Annotated in this window: 19 protein-coding genes; 18 read left to right on the top strand and 1 reads right to left on the bottom strand. The window is 58.0% G+C overall.

Annotated features, from left to right (window positions below; translation table 11 throughout):
* The first annotated feature begins 16 nt into the window (after positions 1-16).
* From C5F52_RS23360 to C5F52_RS23395, 8 genes are all read left to right on the top strand, one after another.
* Complete coding sequence (locus tag C5F52_RS23360) at positions 17-1,057, top strand: aromatic ring-hydroxylating dioxygenase subunit alpha (RefSeq protein ID WP_104800771.1); 1,041 nt, start codon at positions 17-19, stop codon at positions 1,055-1,057.
* On the top strand, positions 1,054-1,368 hold the full coding sequence (locus C5F52_RS23365) for a 2Fe-2S iron-sulfur cluster binding domain-containing protein (RefSeq protein ID WP_104800772.1): 315 nt from the start codon (positions 1,054-1,056) through the stop codon (positions 1,366-1,368). The genes C5F52_RS23360 and C5F52_RS23365 overlap by 4 nt, the downstream gene beginning before the upstream one ends.
* A 74-nt stretch (positions 1,369-1,442) precedes the next feature.
* Positions 1,443-2,675 (top strand): voltage-gated chloride channel family protein, encoded by a 1,233-nt coding sequence (locus tag C5F52_RS23370; protein ID WP_104800773.1) that lies wholly within the window; start codon positions 1,443-1,445, stop codon positions 2,673-2,675.
* A gap of 135 nt (positions 2,676-2,810) precedes the next feature.
* Positions 2,811-4,064 (top strand): ABC transporter substrate-binding protein, encoded by a 1,254-nt coding sequence (locus C5F52_RS23375; RefSeq protein WP_104800774.1) that lies wholly within the window; start codon positions 2,811-2,813, stop codon positions 4,062-4,064.
* A gap of 97 nt (positions 4,065-4,161) precedes the next feature.
* Entirely contained in the window at positions 4,162-5,040 is an 879-nt protein-coding gene (locus C5F52_RS23380) for a branched-chain amino acid ABC transporter permease (protein ID WP_104800775.1), read from the top strand.
* Between the two features lie 2 nt (positions 5,041-5,042).
* Entirely contained in the window at positions 5,043-6,971 is a 1,929-nt protein-coding gene (locus C5F52_RS23385) for an ATP-binding cassette domain-containing protein (protein WP_104800776.1), read from the top strand.
* A 20-nt stretch (positions 6,972-6,991) separates the two neighbouring features.
* On the top strand, positions 6,992-7,714 hold the full coding sequence (locus C5F52_RS23390; protein ID WP_104800777.1) for an ABC transporter ATP-binding protein: 723 nt from the start codon (positions 6,992-6,994) through the stop codon (positions 7,712-7,714).
* Positions 7,715-7,822: 108 nt separating this feature from the next.
* Positions 7,823-8,278: a hypothetical protein gene (locus tag C5F52_RS23395; protein ID WP_146100150.1), complete on the top strand. Its 456-nt coding sequence runs from the start codon at positions 7,823-7,825 to the stop codon at positions 8,276-8,278.
* 34 nt (positions 8,279-8,312) lie between these two features.
* Here the strand turns inward: C5F52_RS23395 and C5F52_RS23400 are convergent, their stop codons facing one another.
* Positions 8,313-8,510 (bottom strand): hypothetical protein, encoded by a 198-nt coding sequence (locus C5F52_RS23400; RefSeq protein ID WP_104800779.1) that lies wholly within the window; start codon positions 8,508-8,510, stop codon positions 8,313-8,315.
* 38 nt (positions 8,511-8,548) lie between these two features.
* On the opposite strand from C5F52_RS23400, the gene C5F52_RS23405 reads away from it, so the two are divergent.
* The 10 genes from C5F52_RS23405 to ccmI are packed head-to-tail and all read left to right on the top strand — an operon-like array spanning position 8,549 to position 16,612.
* Positions 8,549-9,475, top strand: coding sequence for a GNAT family N-acetyltransferase (locus C5F52_RS23405; RefSeq protein WP_104800780.1), 927 nt, complete (start codon positions 8,549-8,551; stop codon positions 9,473-9,475).
* Positions 9,475-10,170 carry a cytochrome c biogenesis heme-transporting ATPase CcmA gene (gene ccmA / locus C5F52_RS23410; RefSeq protein WP_236657989.1) on the top strand — a complete coding sequence of 232 codons (696 nt, stop codon included), beginning with the start codon at positions 9,475-9,477 and terminating at the stop codon, positions 10,168-10,170. The genes C5F52_RS23405 and ccmA overlap by 1 nt, the downstream gene beginning before the upstream one ends.
* The gene (gene ccmB / locus C5F52_RS23415; RefSeq protein ID WP_104800781.1) at positions 10,167-10,838 is read left to right on the top strand and encodes a heme exporter protein CcmB; all 672 of its coding nucleotides are present in this window, start codon (positions 10,167-10,169) and stop codon (positions 10,836-10,838) included. The genes ccmA and ccmB overlap by 4 nt, the downstream gene beginning before the upstream one ends.
* A gap of 8 nt (positions 10,839-10,846) precedes the next feature.
* Complete coding sequence (gene ccmC / locus C5F52_RS23420; protein ID WP_104800782.1) at positions 10,847-11,620, top strand: heme ABC transporter permease CcmC; 774 nt, start codon at positions 10,847-10,849, stop codon at positions 11,618-11,620.
* Complete coding sequence (gene ccmD, locus C5F52_RS23425; protein WP_104800783.1) at positions 11,617-11,808, top strand: heme exporter protein CcmD; 192 nt, start codon at positions 11,617-11,619, stop codon at positions 11,806-11,808. The genes ccmC and ccmD overlap by 4 nt, the downstream gene beginning before the upstream one ends.
* Complete coding sequence (ccmE, locus tag C5F52_RS23430) at positions 11,808-12,260, top strand: cytochrome c maturation protein CcmE (protein WP_104800784.1); 453 nt, start codon at positions 11,808-11,810, stop codon at positions 12,258-12,260. Before ccmD ends, ccmE begins: the two co-directional genes overlap by 1 nt.
* 7 nt (positions 12,261-12,267) lie before the next feature.
* The gene (locus C5F52_RS23435) at positions 12,268-14,187 is read left to right on the top strand and encodes a heme lyase CcmF/NrfE family subunit (RefSeq protein ID WP_104800785.1); all 1,920 of its coding nucleotides are present in this window, start codon (positions 12,268-12,270) and stop codon (positions 14,185-14,187) included.
* A 25-nt stretch (positions 14,188-14,212) separates the two neighbouring features.
* A complete protein-coding gene (locus tag C5F52_RS23440; RefSeq protein ID WP_104800786.1) occupies positions 14,213-14,791 on the top strand; it encodes a DsbE family thiol:disulfide interchange protein in 579 nt (192 codons plus the stop codon).
* Positions 14,788-15,291: a cytochrome c-type biogenesis protein gene (locus tag C5F52_RS23445; RefSeq protein ID WP_236657990.1), complete on the top strand. Its 504-nt coding sequence runs from the start codon at positions 14,788-14,790 to the stop codon at positions 15,289-15,291. Before C5F52_RS23440 ends, C5F52_RS23445 begins: the two co-directional genes overlap by 4 nt.
* 13 nt (positions 15,292-15,304) lie before the next feature.
* On the top strand, positions 15,305-16,612 hold the full coding sequence (ccmI, locus tag C5F52_RS23450) for a c-type cytochrome biogenesis protein CcmI (RefSeq protein WP_161499757.1): 1,308 nt from the start codon (positions 15,305-15,307) through the stop codon (positions 16,610-16,612).
* Positions 16,613-16,655 lie beyond the last annotated feature (43 nt).

Genomic DNA, 16,655 nt, shown 5'->3' on the forward strand with positions numbered 1-16,655 from the left:
GAGAAAGAAGCAACGTATGTTTTTGAAAAACACTTGGTATGTAGCCGCTACTTCGGCGGATGTGCAAGTCAAACCCTTGGGCCGCACCATCTGCGGCGAGTCCATGGTGTTCTACCGTGGCGATGGCGGCAAGTTGTCGGCACTGGAAGATTTTTGTCCGCACCGAGGCGCGCCTCTGTCCTTGGGCAAGGTGTGCAACGGCAAGCTGGTGTGCGGCTACCACGGCTTAGAAATGGGCTGTGACGGCAAGACCGTGGCCATGCCCGGGCAACGTGTGCGCGGCTTTCCGGCCATTCGCAGCTTTGCGGTGGTGGAGCGTTACGGTTTCATTTGGGTGTGGCCGGGCGATGCGGCTGTGGCCGACGAAGCTTTGATGCCCGTGTTTGAGTTCTTCGACAACCCCGCATGGGCGTATGGCGGTGGGCTGTATCACATCCAGTGCAATTACCAACTCATGATCGACAACCTGATGGACCTGACGCACGAAACCTATGTGCACTCGACCAGCATCGGCCAAAAAGAAATTGACGAAGTGCCTTGCACCACCAAGGTCGAGGGCGACCACGTCATCACCAGCCGATTCATGGAAAACATCTCAGCCCCACCGTTTTGGCAGATGGCGCTGCGCAGCAACAACTTGGCCGATGACGTGCCGGTGGACCGCTGGCAGATTTGCCACTTCACGCCACCGAGTCACGTCATGATCGAAGTAGGCGTGGCCCATGCAGGCAAAGGCGGCTACAACGCGCCACAAGAACACAAAGCGTCGAGCGTGGTGGTGGACTTCATCACGCCAGAAACCGAAACCTCGATTCTTTATTTTTGGGGTATGGCTCGCCAGTTCCAGCCTGAAAACGCTGAGCTGACCGCCAAGATTCGTGAAGGCCAAGGCAAGATTTTTTCTGAAGATTTAGAGATGCTGGAGTCGCAGCAACGCAACTTGAGCAAGTACCCAGAGCGCAATTTGTTGATGCTCAACATCGACGCAGGCGGTGTGCAATCGCGCCGCGTGATTGAGCGTCTGTTAGCCAAAGAAAACACGGGAGCCGCAGCATGAGCGACAACTTGAATGGGGGCATCGATACGCCCGTGGGCAGCGACGGCGTGTTCACCCTCGAACTGGTGAAGTCAGGTCAACGCTTGGAAGTAGGCGCCGATCAAACAGCTCTGCAAGTGCTGGAAGACGCAGGGCTGGATGTGCCCATGTCGTGCGGTCAAGGTATTTGCGGTACGTGCTTGACGCGCGTGGTGGGCGGTGTGCCGGATCACCGCGACATGTATTTGAGCGGCGAAGAGCAAGACGCGAACGACCAGTTCACGCCCTGTTGCTCGCGCAGCAAAACGGCCGTTCTTAGGATCGACCTCTGAGCGCACGCGTGTGTCTGTGCCTGTGTCTTTGGGGGAGCAGGCGGTCCTTTAGGTTCTTCGGTAAAAATAACTGAATGAACCCACGCTCACGTTTCGTCAATGCGGCCTTGCTGTCCCACTTGTGCAAGTGGACGGTCTTGGCAATGGGGGTGGCGGTGTTGGCAGGCTCAGCGTCTGCCTTTTTCTTGTTCGCCCTCGACTGGGCAACCCGCACACGCGAGGCCAACCGTTGGTTGCTGTGGGGCTTGCCGTTCGCTGGTTTTGCGGTGGGCTGGGTCTACCTCAAGATCGGTCGGCAGGTGGAGGCGGGCAACAACCTGTTGATCGACGAAATTCACGACCCGAAAAAAGTGGTGCCCCTGTGCATGGCCCCCTTGGTATTGGCCGCTACGGTGATCTCGCATCTGTTCGGCGCCTCGGTGGGGCGCGAAGGCACGGCCGTGCAAATGGGCGGCGCCTTGGCGGACCAGCTCACACACCTGTTCAAACTCAAACACGAAGACCGTCGCCTGGTGTTGATGGCTGGCATCAGCGCGGGCTTTGCCTCGGTGTTTGGCACGCCGTTGGCTGGGGCTGTGTTTGCCTTAGAAGTCTTGGCAACGGGACGCATGCGCTACGAAGCTTTGCTGTCGTGCGTCATCGCAGCCGTGGTGGCCGATCAAGTGGGCTTGTGGTGGGGCGTGCAACACACGGCTTACGTTGTGGGCCAGGTGTCCCAGATCACGCCGTGGGTGTTGCTGGCGATGGTGCTCGCGGGTGTGGCGTTTGGCTTGGCTGGACGTACCTTTGCCGTCGCGACGCATGCCCTCAGTGGCTGGATGAAGCAGCGTGTGGCCTACGCCCCCTTGCGCCCGATGCTGGGCGGCGTGGTGGTGGCGAGTGCAGTGCTGCTCTTTGGCGCAGACCGTTACATTGGCTTGGGCATTCCGGTGATGCTGGAGGCGTTCACGCAGCCGCTGCCCGCGACAGACTTCGTGGGCAAGATGGCGTTCACCATCGCGTCTTTGGGCACGGGATTCAAAGGGGGTGAGGTGACGCCCTTGTTTTACATCGGGGCCACCTTGGGCAATGCGCTGGCGCCTGTGTTGCATCTGCCGTTTGCTTTGTTGGCCGCGGTGGGGTTTGTGGCCGTGTTTGCCGGTGCTGCCAACACGCCGCTGGCATCGACGCTCATGGCGATGGAGTTGTTCGGCGTCGAGGTGGGTGTTTTTGCGGCACTTGCTTGCACAACGAGTTACTGGTGCTCAGGGCACGCGGGTATTTATCGGGCGCAGCACCAAGGTCATGCGAAACCGTTTGAAAACTAGGGTTTACACCAGTCCCTGAGGTGACGATCGCGTATTTCTACGTAGTGGTGTGGCTGGGTTCAATTGTCTTAGACGCTCAAAATAGCGCCTGTATTTTTTCCCGAATCCATTCCATATTTCGTCTGAGGAGACACCATGATTCGTACCCTTAAATTGACAGCCTTGGCATCGTTGATGTTTGCTGCTGGCTTGGCCACTGCTGCTGACACCATCAAAATTGGCGTGACCGGCCCCTACACCGGTGGCTCATCGTCCATGGGCGTGAGCATGCGCGATGGCGTGCGTTTGGCCACAGCCGAAATCAACAAAGCCGGTGGCGTGTTGGGCAAGCAGCTCCAACTCATCGAGCGTGACGACGAAGCCAAAAACGAGCGTGGCGTGCAGATTGCCCAAGAGCTGATCAACAAAGAGCAAGTCGTGGCGACCATGGGCTTCATCAACACGGGTGTGGCTTTGGCGTCGCAGCGCTTCTACCAAGAAGCCAAGATTCCGGTGTTCAACAACGTGGCCACTGGCTCTATCGTGACGCAGCAATTCAAGGCGCCTGAGTTCCCTGACAACTACATTTTCCGCAACGCGGCACACGACAGCATTCAAGCGCCCATGATCGTGGAAGAAGCCATCGGTCGTCGCGGTTTCAAGAAAGTGGCCATCTTGGCTGACTCTACCAACTACGGTCAATTGGGTCGTGACGATTTGGAGAAAGCATTGACCGCCAAAGGCGTGAAGGCTGTGGCCGTTGAGAAGTTCAACGTGAAGGACGTGGACATGACCGCGCAGTTGCTCAAGGCCAAAGAAGCCGGCGCTGAAGCTATCCTGACTTACGCGATTGGCCCTGAGTTAGCTCAAATCGCCAACGGCATGACCAAGCTGGGCTGGAAAGTCCCGATGATCGGCAGCTGGACTTTGTCCATGGCCAACTTCATCGACAACGCAGGCCCTGGCGGTGAAGGTGCGCGCATGCCACAAACCTTCATTCAAGAGCCCAACACCATGAAGCGCAAGGCTTTCATCGATAGCTACTTGAAGACCTTCAAGCCGAAGAACAACCGCATCGACTCACCCGTGTCTGCTGCACAAGGTTACGACTCGGTGTATTTGTTGACTGCTGCGATCAAGCAAGCTGGCACCACCGAAGGTCCTAAGGTTCGCGAAGCCTTGGAAAACTTGCAAGCCAAAGTGGAAGGCGTTGTGACAACTTACGACAAGCCATTCACACACGACGACCACGAAGCCATCACCGCCAACATTCCCGTGTTCGGTGAAGTCAAGGGCAGCAAAGTGGTGTACGCCTACGAAGAAGATGCCAAGAGAGGCTCTGACATCCGTCAAAAAGCGGCCAAACAACCCGCTAAGCAAGCTGCGAAGCAAGAACCTGCCAAGAAGTAATTTTTAGGCTCTTCGCGAGCGCCGTATCTGCTGATTCATGTTTGGCTGATACGGTGCTTTTTTTATCTTCATAAATTTTTTAAACCAGAGCGCACTTATGGAAATTCTGCTGCAACTTATCTACAGTGGCATAGCGCTGGGCATGATTTACGCGGTCATCGCGTTTGGCTACCAGTTGACCTTTGCCACCTCCGACACCCTGAACTTCGGTCAAGGTGAGGCCCTGATGTTGGGCGCCTTGGTGGGGCTGACCTTGGTCGACACCCTTGGCGTTAATTACTGGTTGGCATTGCCTGTTGTGGGCTTGTTTGGCCTCGTGCAAGGTGCCTTGGTCGAGCGCATTGGCGTTCGTCCCGCCATCAAAATTAAAAGCGAGTTTGGTTGGATCATGTCCACCATCGCGCTGGGCATCATTTTCAAGAACGTAGCTGAAAACATTTGGGGGCGTGACGATTTGCGTTTTCCCTCGCCATTGCCTGAAGCGCCCATGAAAGTCTTTGGCGCCAACGTGCTGCCGATGGAACTGTTGGTCATCGCTGGCGCCTTGGTGATGATGTTGGCGGTTGAGTTTTTCAACCGCAAGACCATTTACGGCAAAGCCGTGGTCGCCACTTTCAACGACCGCGATGCGGCGAAGTTGATGGGTATCAACACCGGTTTGGTCATCACGTTCTCTTATGCCTTGTCTTCGCTCACCGCCTCGTTTGCGGGTGTGTTGATCGCACCTTTGACCTTAACCGGCGCCACCATGGGCGCGGTGCTCGGCTTGAAAGCGTTTGCGGTGGCCATCATTGGTGGTTTGACCAGCGGCATGGGCATCATCGTGGGCGGCATCATTTTGGGTGTGGCCGAAACCACCACAGGTTTCTACATTTCCACGGGCTACAAAGACGTGCCCGGCTTGGTCTTGTTGCTCTTGGTCTTGGCGGTCAAGCCTGCCGGACTGTTTGGTAAATCTGCGATCAAGAAAGTTTGACCATGAATCGCAACTACGTTTTCGCTTCTGTGATTGGCTTCGCGCTGCTGGCGCTGGTGCCTGTGTTCACGCACAACCCTTACTACATCCACTTGGTCGAGACCATCATGATCTACGCGATCTTGTTGTTCGGCTTGGACATCGTGGTGGGCTACACCGGCCAAGTGTCTTTGGGCCACGCTGGTTTGTTTGGCATTGGCGCGTATACCGCCGGTGTTTTGTTCCTCAAAGTCGGCGCGCCGTTTTGGGTGATCGTGCCTGCCAGCATTGCCGTGACGGCGGTGTTTGGCGCGCTGCTGGCATTGCCCGCCTTGCGCGTGTCGGGCCCGTATTTGGCGATGGTGACCATGGCGTTTGGCACCATCATTCAAATCTTGATCAACGAAATGACCTTCCTCACCGAAGGCCCCATGGGCTTGAAAATCCCTAAGCCCGCCGTGGCAGGCTACAAGTTTGACGAGCAATCGTTTTACTGGGTGGTCACCGCCCTGTTGGCTTTGTCGCTGTTGGTCGTGCACCGCGTGTTGCGCTCGCAGTTGGGCCGTGCGTTTGAAGCCTTGCGCGGCAGCCCTGTGGCGTCTGACTGCATGGGCGTGTCGGTTTACAAATACAAGGTGTATGCCTTTGTGATCAGCGCTGGCTTTGCTGGCTTGGCGGGTTGTTTGTATGCCTACTCTGAGCAATACATTTCGCCTAATACCTACAACAACGAACTGACCGTGATGTTCTTGTTGGCCGTCATCATGGGTGGTCGCAAATCACGCATCGGCTCGATGCTGGGTGCCACCATCATTGTGTTGCTGCCTAAGTTGCTGGACGATTTAGAAATGTTCCGCATGGTCGCCAGCGTGTTGGCTGTGTTGATGTTGATCGGCGCCATCATCGGTGTGGCGCGCAAAATGACCACTGCGCAAACCATGGCTGTGCCAGTGGTGGGTACGGCGGCTTTGGCTGTATTTGCCTTCTGGTTGGACAGCATCACCGATTGGCGTTTGTCCATCTTCGGTTTGATGATTTTGTTCGTGGTGTATTACCTCCAAGACGGTATCGTGGGCTTTGTGCGCAGCTTGTTGTCTCACCGTTCTCGCGGTGCAAAGACTGCACACGTCGCGCATGCTGTTGACAGCCACGTCGACCCCATCATTCGCGCTGCGAAAAACGGGGGTGACGATGTGTTGGTGGCCAAAGAGGTGCTGATGCAATTTGGCGGCTTGAAAGCGATCAACCAAGTGGATCTGCGCATCAAGCGCGGCACCATCCACGGTCTGATCGGCCCCAACGGTTCGGGCAAGAGCACGATGATGAACGTGTTGACGGGCATTTACGTGCCTACTGCCGGCAGCATTGAGTTCGAAGGCCGCTCGGTGGTGGGACGTACCTCGTCTGACATCGCGTTGTCGGGCATCGCGCGTACGTTCCAAAACGTGCAGCTGTTTGGTGAAATGACGGCCTTGCAAAACGTGCAGGTCGGTTTGCACCACACCTTCCACAGCAACTTTGTGGACGTGGCGTTGAACACCTCGCGTTACGCCCAAGAAGACAAGTCCGCCACCGCGCGTGCCGAAGGCTTGTTGGCCTTCGTGGGCTTGGCCGATTTGGCGGAAGAACAAGCGCGTAACTTGCCTTATGGCAAACAGCGTTTGCTTGAAATTGCCCGTGCTTTGGCGCTGGACCCGCAGCTGTTGTTGTTGGACGAGCCCGCTGCAGGCTTGACCGCACCTGACATCAAAGAGTTGGTGCTGATCATTCGCAAGATTCGTGACCACGGCATCACCGTCATCTTGATCGAGCATCACATGGACATGGTGATGAGCATTTGCGACACCGTCTCAGTGCTCGACTTCGGTCAAAAGATTGCGGAAGGTCAGCCTGCTGACGTGCAAGCCAACGAGAAGGTCATCGAGGCCTACCTCGGCGGCACGGCGACTTAAGCGCACACGGAGAATTAGAGATGTTGAAGATTAAAAATCTGGAAGCCGGTTACGGCAAAGTCCATGTGCTGCATGGCATTTCGATCGACGTGCCCAAAGGCAAAGTGGTCACCTTGATTGGCTCCAACGGTGCGGGTAAAACCACCACCATGCGCGCCATCAGCGGCATGATTTCCCCGACAGCGGGCGAGATCACCTTGAACGGCGAGCGCATTGACGGCATGGAGTCGTTCACGATCGCCAAGCGCGGTCTGGCCCACTCGCCCGAAGGTCGCCGTGTGTTTGCCACCATGACGGTGACCGACAACTTGATCTTGGGTGCGTTTCCCCGTCTGACAGGCAGCCGCCCCAAAGGCGATGTGCCCGCCGACTTGGACCGTGCGATGGACTTGTTCCCCCGCCTCAAAGAGCGCCGCAACCAATTGGCCGGTACTTTGTCGGGCGGTGAACAGCAAATGTTGGCCATGGCCCGCGCCGTGATGCTCAACCCCGAAGTGGTGTTGCTGGACGAACCGTCGATGGGCTTGGCGCCTATTCTTGTGGAAGAAGTTTTCAAAATCATCGAAAACCTCAAGAGCCAAGGCGTCACCATGTTGCTGGTGGAGCAGTTTGCCGCCGCAGCCCTGAACGTGGCCGACTACGGCTATGTGATGGAAAACGGTCGTATTTCTGTGCACGGTGAAGCCAGCAGCTTGAAGAACGACCCAGCCGTGAAAGCAGCCTATTTGGGCGGTGGCCACTGAGCACGCGCTCGGCAAGCCCTGACTTTCGTTCCCATCACAACGCCCGTCGCTTGCCAAAGCGGCGGGCGTTGGCGTTTATAGAATGGGTGATCTGTTGTTGAGGTGTGTATGAACCCAGTTGTTGCTGTGATCCGTCGGTGGACTAAGGTGTCCGCGTTGGTAGGCGTTTGTCTAGGGGCAGGGCTGTGCGGTTCGGCGTGGGCGCAAACGTTCAAAATGCCTTGCGACGTGGAAGGCACCATTCCCTCCCTGAACGACCGCAAGTTAGACGCCGCCAAGGTGGTGGTGGAAATTCAGTCCTTGGGGAAAAACGTGTTTCTGAAAATCAACGGGCCTAAGCTGTACCAAGTGCAGGTCACCAGTCTGGCCACCGAAGAGTTCGATGGCAAAAACCTCACCACGGCTAAAGAAATGGGCGCTTATAAAAAGCACCGTACGACAGGTTTGGAGGCAGAAATTCGTTTGGAGCGTGAGCCCATCGTTTTGCACGCTTTCCATGACGTGAGTTATCACGGCAAGATCACGCGTGTGCATGTGGACGGGGTTTGCACATACACGCCCTGACAGGGTGGTGTGCGATCATTGGTGTCTTTTTAACTTAGAACCAGCACCAAAATCCCGTGCATTGACCGGTCACTTGCTGCACCAGCAGGTCCAGCAAACCTCCGATGACCAGCAAAGGCAGAACCACATAGACCAGCACCCACACGACCACCATGAGGGTCAGGCGCGGTTCTTCCAAACGGTGGCCCATCACGGTTTCGGTTTTTCGGCGCAGTCGGAGTTTGTTCAACATGGGTGTGTGGTTCACAAGGGTCAAAGGATTTTAGGGGCATGATGAAGGTCAGTTGGGACACGCTAGACGCTGCGTCGTGGGACGCACACCATGCCCACGCCGCTGCGGCTTTGCAGCAGGACTGGGCCTATGGCGCTTGCATGAAAGCGTTGGGTGTGGGCGTGCTGCGTGCCTATGTGACACAGGACGGCGCGCCGGTGGCCTTGGCTCAATTCATCATTCGACGTTTTTTAGGCGAGTTGGCTTGTGTGGCTTTGTGTTCAGTGGGTCCCGTGTGGCTGCAAGCTTTGTCGGGGGCCGACAAAGCGGCGGTCTATAAAGCGCTGAAGCGCAGCATTCCCCTCAAAAATCTGCGGTTGGTTGCCATCACGCCCGACGAGCCGCAAGGGCCTGAGCTGGGCTTGTCGCGCCTGCGCCGCGTCATGACGGGGCACAGCACTGTCGTGCTTGACATCACCCTTTCCATGGCTGATTTGCGAGCCCAGCTCGACAAGCGTTGGCGCCACCGTTTGGGCGGTGCCGAGGCATCTGCTTTGACCACCCACCGCGTGGGCACCAACGCAGGCCAGTACCGTTGGTTGCTGGAGGCCGAGATGCAACAGCGTGAGCAACGCGGTTTGCACGGTTTGCCTGTGCAGTTTTTTGATTTATATGTGCCCTCCCGCAAGCAGCCATCGCAAACCATTTTGACGATGCGCGCTGACGTGGGACGCGATCGTGTGGCGGGCATGATGTTTTTGATTCACGGCGAAGCCGCTACTTACCAAGTGGGCTGGACCAGTGATGTGGGGCGCGATTTGCATGCCCACAACCTGATTTTGTGGCGCGGCATCGAAGCGCTGCGCGAGCGCGGTGTGCGCCGTCTCGATTTGGGTGGCGTCAACACCACGCGCAGCGCGGGCATTGCACGCTTCAAAATGAGCACAGGCGGGCAAGTGCTGACCTGTGCTGGCACCTTCATTTGATGGACGCGTGCGACACCATGTTTGACGTGAAGAATTTGGCGTGCAGCCGTGGCAACAAACCTTTGTTTGAGGGCGTCAGCTTTTCTTTGAACGCCGGCCAAGCCTTGCATTTAGAAGGCGACAACGGTGTGGGTAAAACCAGTTTGTTGCGTATTCTTTGCGGCTTGTCGCCAGCCGATGCGGGTGAAGTGCGTTGGCAAGGCCAGGCAGTGCAGGCCGACCCGAGCGCGTTTCGCTCGGCCTTGTTTTATTTAGGCCACAACCTGTCTCTCAAAGAAGAGCTCAGCGCCCTTGAAAACCTGCAAGCCGATGCTGCCGTGGCTGGGCGTACCTTGACGCCAGAACAAGCCTTGGTGGCTTTGGCTCGCATGGGTTTGCGGGGGCGCGAGCACCTGCCGTTGCGCGTGATGTCGCAAGGTCAAAAACGCCGCACCGCCTTGGCCCGTTTGCTGGCCAGCCAAGCCCCGTTGTGGGTGTTGGACGAGCCTTTTGTGGCCCTCGACGCCAAAGCGGTGGATGGCTTGCGCATGGTGTTGGCCAGCCATGTGGCGCAGGGCGGCATGGTGCTGTTCACCAGTCACCAACCCATCACCTTGCAGCGCGCCGATGGTTCAGCTTTGGACGTGCAGAGCTACCGCTTGCAGTCGGTGCAGCCACAAACGCCTCAACGCGCACCTCAGAAAGTGCAGACATGAACCGCCAAGCTTTTTTAGCCGTGTTGCGCCGCGATTTGTTGTTGGCCTTACGCCGCAAGAGCGAGGTGCTGACGGCGGTGTTTTTCTTTGTGGTGGTGGCCGCTTTGTTCCCGCTGGGTATTGGCCCGGAATTGAACACCTTGCGTCTCGTCGCACCCGGCGTGTTGTGGGTCGGTGCCTTGCTGTCGAGCATGTTGGCGCTTCAGCGTTTGTTTGAGGCCGATTACCGCGATGGCACTTTGGAGCAAATGGCCTTGTCGCCTGCTTCAATGCCCTTACTGGTTGGGGCCAAAATGCTGGCCCACTGGCTGGTGGCCGGGGTGCCGTTGGTATTATTGGCCCCTGTTTTGGGCTTGCAGTTTGACCTCTCGGCCGATGCCTTGCTCACCTTGACCTTGGCCTTGTTGATCGGCACTCCCATTTTGTCTTTGGTAGGCGGCATTGGTGCTGCTTTGACCTTGGGTGTGCGCGGTGGCGGCGTGTTGCTGTCGCTGTTGGTGCTGCCTTTGTTTGTGCCGGTGCTGGTGTTTGGTGCTGGCGCGGTGGAGGCGCAAGCCAGTGGCTTGGGTTCGCAAGCGCATTTTTCGATTTTGATGGCCATGTTGTTGCCTGCCGTGTTCTTTAGCCCTTGGGCGTGCTCGGCTGCTTTGCGCATTGCGCTGGAATAATTTTTGACATGACGACCTCTCGCACCAGCATCAACTGGTTTTATTACGCTGCACCGCAAACCTTTTATGGGTTGGCGGCGAAGCTTTGGCCGTGGTGCGCCGCCTTGGGCACCTTGCTCGGTCTGGCCGGCTTGTGGTTGGGCTTTGCCGTGGCGCCTGCCGATTTTCAGCAGGGCGAGGGGTATCGCATCATCTTTGTGCATGTGCCTGCGTCTTGGATGTCGATGGTCATTTACTTGGCGATGGCGTTTTGGAGCGTGTTGGGCCTGACCTTCAACACCCGTTTGGCCGGCATGATGACCCGCGCTTTGGCGCCCACGGGTGCTTTGTTTGCCTTCTTGTCGCTGTGGACGGGGGCGCTGTGGGGCAAACCCATGTGGGGCGCTTGGTGGGTGTGGGATGCACGTCTCACCTCGGAGCTGATTCTTTTCTTTTTGTACTTGGGCTACATCGCCTTGACCTCGGCCATCGACGACACCCGTCGCAGCGACCGTGCGGGTGCGTTGATTGCCATCGTGGGCGCCATCAATGTGCCCATCATTTACTTTTCGGTGAAGTGGTGGAACACCTTGCACCAAGGTGCGTCGGTGTCGGTCACGCAAGCACCCAGCATGGCTCAAATCATGTTGTGGAGCATGTTGTTGATGGCGTTGGCTTTTTGGGCCTACACCGTGGCTTTGGTGCTGTACCGCGTGCGCACCTTGATCTTGCAGCGCGAGAGCCACACGGCCTGGGTACAGGCCTTACCTGAAGTGACGCACCCAACCGGAGCCGCAGCATGAGGTGGGACAGTTGGTCGCAGTTTTGGGCCATGGGCGGCTATGCCGTGTATGTGTGGGGTAGCGTGGGCGTGACCGCCATGCTGATGGCTTTTGAAGTTTGGCAAGCCGGTGCGGCGCGTCGTGCGGTGCTGGCGCAATTGCGTGCCGAGCAAGCCGTGGCCAAGTTGCCTGTTGAGGAATTGATGTGATGAAACCTAGAACCAAACGCTTGGCGTTGATCGTGGGCGGCATCGTTGTGCTGTGCGCTGCGGCTGCTTTTGTGCTGAATGCGTTCCAGAGCAATTTGGTGTTTTTCTTCACCCCCACGCAAGTCAGCAACGGTGAGGCGCCGAAGGGCCGGACCTTCCGCGCGGGCGGCATGGTGAAGGAGGGCAGCTTGGTGCGTGACGGCAACACGGTGCGTTTTGTCATCACCGACACCGAAAAAGAAATGTCGGTCACGTTCGTGGGCCTGTTGCCCGACTTGTTCAAAGAAGGCCGCGGCGTGGTGTCGCAAGGAAAATTGGGCGATGACGGCGTGTTTGTGGCCAGCGAAGTGTTGGCCAAGCACGATGAAAACTACATGCCCCCCGAGGCCAAGCATGCGCTTGACCAAGCGGCCGCAGCCAAAGCCGCTCAGTCGGTCAAAACCAACCCGTGAGCCCTTCATGATTCCAGAGCTAGGTAATTTCGCATTGATGTTGGCCACGGTGGTGGCCTTGGTGCAGGGTGTGCTGCCCCTCGCCGGCACCTTGGTCGCCAATCCACAAACCCAAATCAGTTTGCAATCGTTGGCGCGTCCTGCGGCAGCCCTGCAATTTGCCTTGGTTGCCTTTGCATTCGGTGCATTGGCCACGTCGTTTTTGAGTAACGATTTTTCGGTGCTTTACGTCTCGCAGCATTCCAACTCGTTGTTGCCCAAGCCTTACCAGTTTGCGGCGGTGTGGGGTGGCCATGAAGGCTCGTTGCTGTTGTGGGTGTTGATGCTCACGCTGTGGTCGGTGGCGGTGGCCCTGTTTTCGCGCAGCTTGCCGCTGGACATGGTGGCCCGCGTGTTGGGCGTGCTGGGCTTGATTTCGGTCGGGTTTTTGTTGTTCATCTTGACCACGTCCAACCCCTTTGAGCGTTTGTTGCCCGCGGCGATGGACGGTCGTGACTTGAACCCCTTGTTGCAAGACCCCGGTTTGGTGATCCACCCGCCCATGCTCTACATGGGCTACGTGGGCATGTCGGTGGCGTTTGCTTTTGCGGTGGCGGCTTTGTTGAGCTGTCGTTTGGATGCGGCGTGGGCCCGCTGGTCGCGCCCTTGGACCGTGATCGCTTGGGCTTTCTTGACCTTTGGCATTGGCTTGGGCTCGTGGTGGGCGTATTACGAGTTGGGCTGGGGCGGCTGGTGGTTTTGGGACCCCGTTGAAAACGCCTCGCTCATGCCTTGGCTGGTGGCCACGGCCTTGATTCACTCGCTGATGGCGACGGAGAAACGCGGCAGCTTCAAGGCTTGGACGGTGTTGTTGGCGATTGCCGCGTTTTCGCTGTCCTTGCTGGGCACGTTCTTGGTTCGCTCAGGTGTGTTGACGTCGGTGCACGCCTTTGCCACCGACCCCAAGCGCGGTGTGTTTGTGTTGCTGTTTTTGGCGGTGGTTGTGGGCGCGTCGCTCACCCTCTTTGCGTGGCGCGCACCGCGCGTCACTTTGGGTGGCCGCTTGGAGTTGGTGTCGCGGGAGTCGTTTTTGTTGGCCAACAGCGTGTTGATGGTGGTCGCGACTGCAGCCGTGTTGCTGGGCACGATTTACCCACTCATCATTGATGCTTTGAACTTGGGCAAGTTGTCGGTGGGCCCGCCGTATTTCAACGCGGTGTTTGCGCCGCTGTTGGTGCCCGCCATCTTTTTGATCATCCCCGGCTCGGTGGCGCGTTGGCGCGATGCCAACGTGCGCGAGATTGCCTACACCTTGCGTTGGACTGCCTTGGGCGCCCTGCTGCTGGGTATTGGTTTGCCGTTTGTTTGGGGCGCTTGGACTTGGGGCTCTGCCTTGGGCCTGTTCCTTGGTGCTTGGGTGGCCTTGGGTACCTTGCAGCAAGTGTGGGTGCGCGTGCGCAAGCCTGGCCGCATTGGCGCATCCTTCTGGGGGCAGCAGATCGCGCACTTTGGTATGGCCGTGTTGGTGGTGGGCGTGACGGGCGTGAAGTCTTACGAGGTCGAGCGCGATGTGCGCATGCATGTGAACGATGTGGTCACCATCGCGCCGTACACCTTCCGCTTGAAGTCGCTCGACGAGGTGATGGGCCCCAACTACAAAGCCACTCGCGCCGATGTGGAAGTGCTGCGCGATGGCCAGTTGCTGGAAGTGTTGCAGCCTGAAAAACGCCGCTACTTTTCGTCAGCCATGCCGATGACCGAGGCCGCCATTGATTCGGGCTTTATGCGCGATCTGTATGTGTCCTTGGGTGAGCCTTTGAACGACACGCGCACCGAGTGGAGCGTGCGCGTGTACTTCAAGCCCTTTGTGCCTTGGCTCTGGGCGGGGGTGTTGCTGATGGTGTTGGGCGGCGTGTTGGCGGCGGTGGACCGTCGTTACCGCAAATAAGCCGCAGAGGTCACGTCGGATTGCTATGAAAAAATTTCTCATTCCTTTGGTTTTGTTCTTCGGCTTGGTGGTGTTTTTGGCCGTGGGCTTGAAGCTGGACCCCCGCGAAATTCCGTCGCCCTTGGTCGACAAACCTGCACCTGAATTCAGCTTGCCCACGCTGGCGGGGGACGCCAAGTTTTCGCCCAAAGACATGCTGGGGCAGGTGTGGATGTTCAACGTGTGGGCCACTTGGTGTGTGGCGTGTCGCGAAGAGCATCCGGTGTTGGTCGCCTTTGCCAAGAAAAACAATGTACCCATCGTGGGCTTGAGCTACAAAGAAATTCAACCGCAAGATGCCGCCGCCAAAGCGTCGGACGATATGAAGCTGCAAGTCGCGCGTGAGCGCAGCGTGGTGTGGCTCAAGCGCCACGGCAACCCCTACGTCACCTCGGTGATGGATTTGGACGGACGCGTGGGCATCAACTACGGCGTTTACGGCGTGCCTGAGACGTACATCATCGACAAGCAGGGCGTGATTCGCTACAAGCGTGTGGGCGTGGTCACGCCCCAGTTGTTGGCCGACAAAATCTTGCCCCTGATTGAGGCGCTGAACAAATCATGACCTACGTTTTTTCTTTGAAGCTTTGGCTGGTTTCGGCGGCCGTTGCGATGTGTGCGATCACGACCTCGGCGCAGGCGGTTTCGCCTCAAGTGCCAGCGCCCGTGCGCGAAGCCGCGCCTTTGGCGGACGACCCCAAGTTAGAAGCCCGTTTGGTCGACATTTCGCAAGAGTTGCGCTGCTTGGTGTGTCAAAACGAATCGTTGGCGTCGTCGCACGCCGAGTTGGCCGACGATTTACGCCGCGAAGTGCGTGACTTGATCCGCCAAGGCAAAACCGACCAAGAGGTGAAAGACTTTTTGGTGGCCCGCTACGGTGACTTTGTGCTGTACCGCCCCGAAGTCAAGCCCCTGACTTGGGTGCTGTGGTTTGGCCCCTTTTTGCTGCTGTTGGTGGCTGCTGTGTTGATGGGCATTTACTTGCGCCAGCGTCGCCAGCAGGTGCAGCCTGCGCCTTTGAGCGATGCAGACCGCGCCCGCGCGCAGAAAATTTTGAAGGCTTGATGTGAACCCTGCTTTGACCTTTATCGTCCTGGCCGTCGGCCTGATCGCCGTTGTGTTGGTGGTGCTGTGCGTGGCGCTGTGGCGTGGCGCGCAAGCGGGTGCGTTGGCCTTACAGGCGCAAGATGTCGCCCGTCACAACCCAGCGCTGGCCAATGCGGCCGTGTACCGCGACCAATTGCTCGATCTGGAGCGTGAGCATGCCTTGGGCAATTTGAATGACCAAGAGTTGCAAGTTGCCCGCGATGAGTTGAGCCAGCGTTTGCTTGACGATGTGGGGCCTGCTGGGCCTGAAGTTGATGCATCAGGTTCTGGCACGTCAGGTCACACAACCGCTGTGGCTGCTCCGCGTCAGCCTTGGGCTGGGTTAACCGCGCTGATTGTGTTGGTGCCGGTGCTGTCCTTGGTGATGTATGGCTTATTGGGCCAGCCTGAGGCGCTCGATCCCTTGGCGTTGAAGCAAGGTGTGAGCAACGAAGCCGAGGTCACGCCAGAAAAACTCGCCACCATGGCCGCTGCTTTGACGCGTCGCTTGGAAGACGAGCCCAACAATGTGGAAGGTTGGGTCATGCTGGCGCGCGTACAGCGTGCGTTGGGACAGTTCGAGCCTTCGGGTCAATCCTTGCGCAAAGCGCTGGCGTTGAGCCAAGACGACAACTTGGCCATTGATTTGGCCGAAGTGCTGGCGCAGCAAAACGCCGGTAATTTTGCGGGTGAGCCTTGGGCCATCATCCAACGCGTGCTGAAGGCCGATCCGCGCCACCTCAACGGCTTGTTTTTGGCGGGTAGTGCCTCGTACACCGAGTCGAACTACAGCGCCGCCTTGCGCTTTTGGGAGCGCGCCCGTGAGGTGGTGGCTGCCGACTCGCCCGATGCGCCCGAGCTCGACCGTGCCATCTCCGAGGCGCGTGACAAATTGGGTCTCGCACCCGCCGCGCCTCCTGCATCCCATGCTGGGGTGAAGGCTGCGCTTTCGCCCGACGCCCAAATTCGCGGCCGCGTTAGTTTGGCCCCTGAGTGGGTGGGCAAAGTGGGGCCGCAAGACACGGTGTTTGTGTATGCCACCGCCGTCAGCGGCTCGCGCATGCCCGTGGCGATTGTGCGCACCACGGTGGCCGCCTTGCCGTTTGATTTTGTGTTGGACGACAGCACGGCCATGAACCCCAGCGCCAAGCTCTCCAGCATGAGCGAGGTGACGGTACGCGTTCGGGTCTCCAAGAGCGGCCAAGCCATGCCTCAGCCCGGCGATGTGATGGGCAGTGTGAGCTCCGTCAAGCTGGGCAGTCGCAACCTGAGTTTGATCGCCAAAGACGTACAACCTTGATGGCACACGCCGCGATGCGGCGTGGGTCTTATCAGCACCCAAC

Source organism: Limnohabitans sp. TS-CS-82 (genome assembly GCF_002943475.1).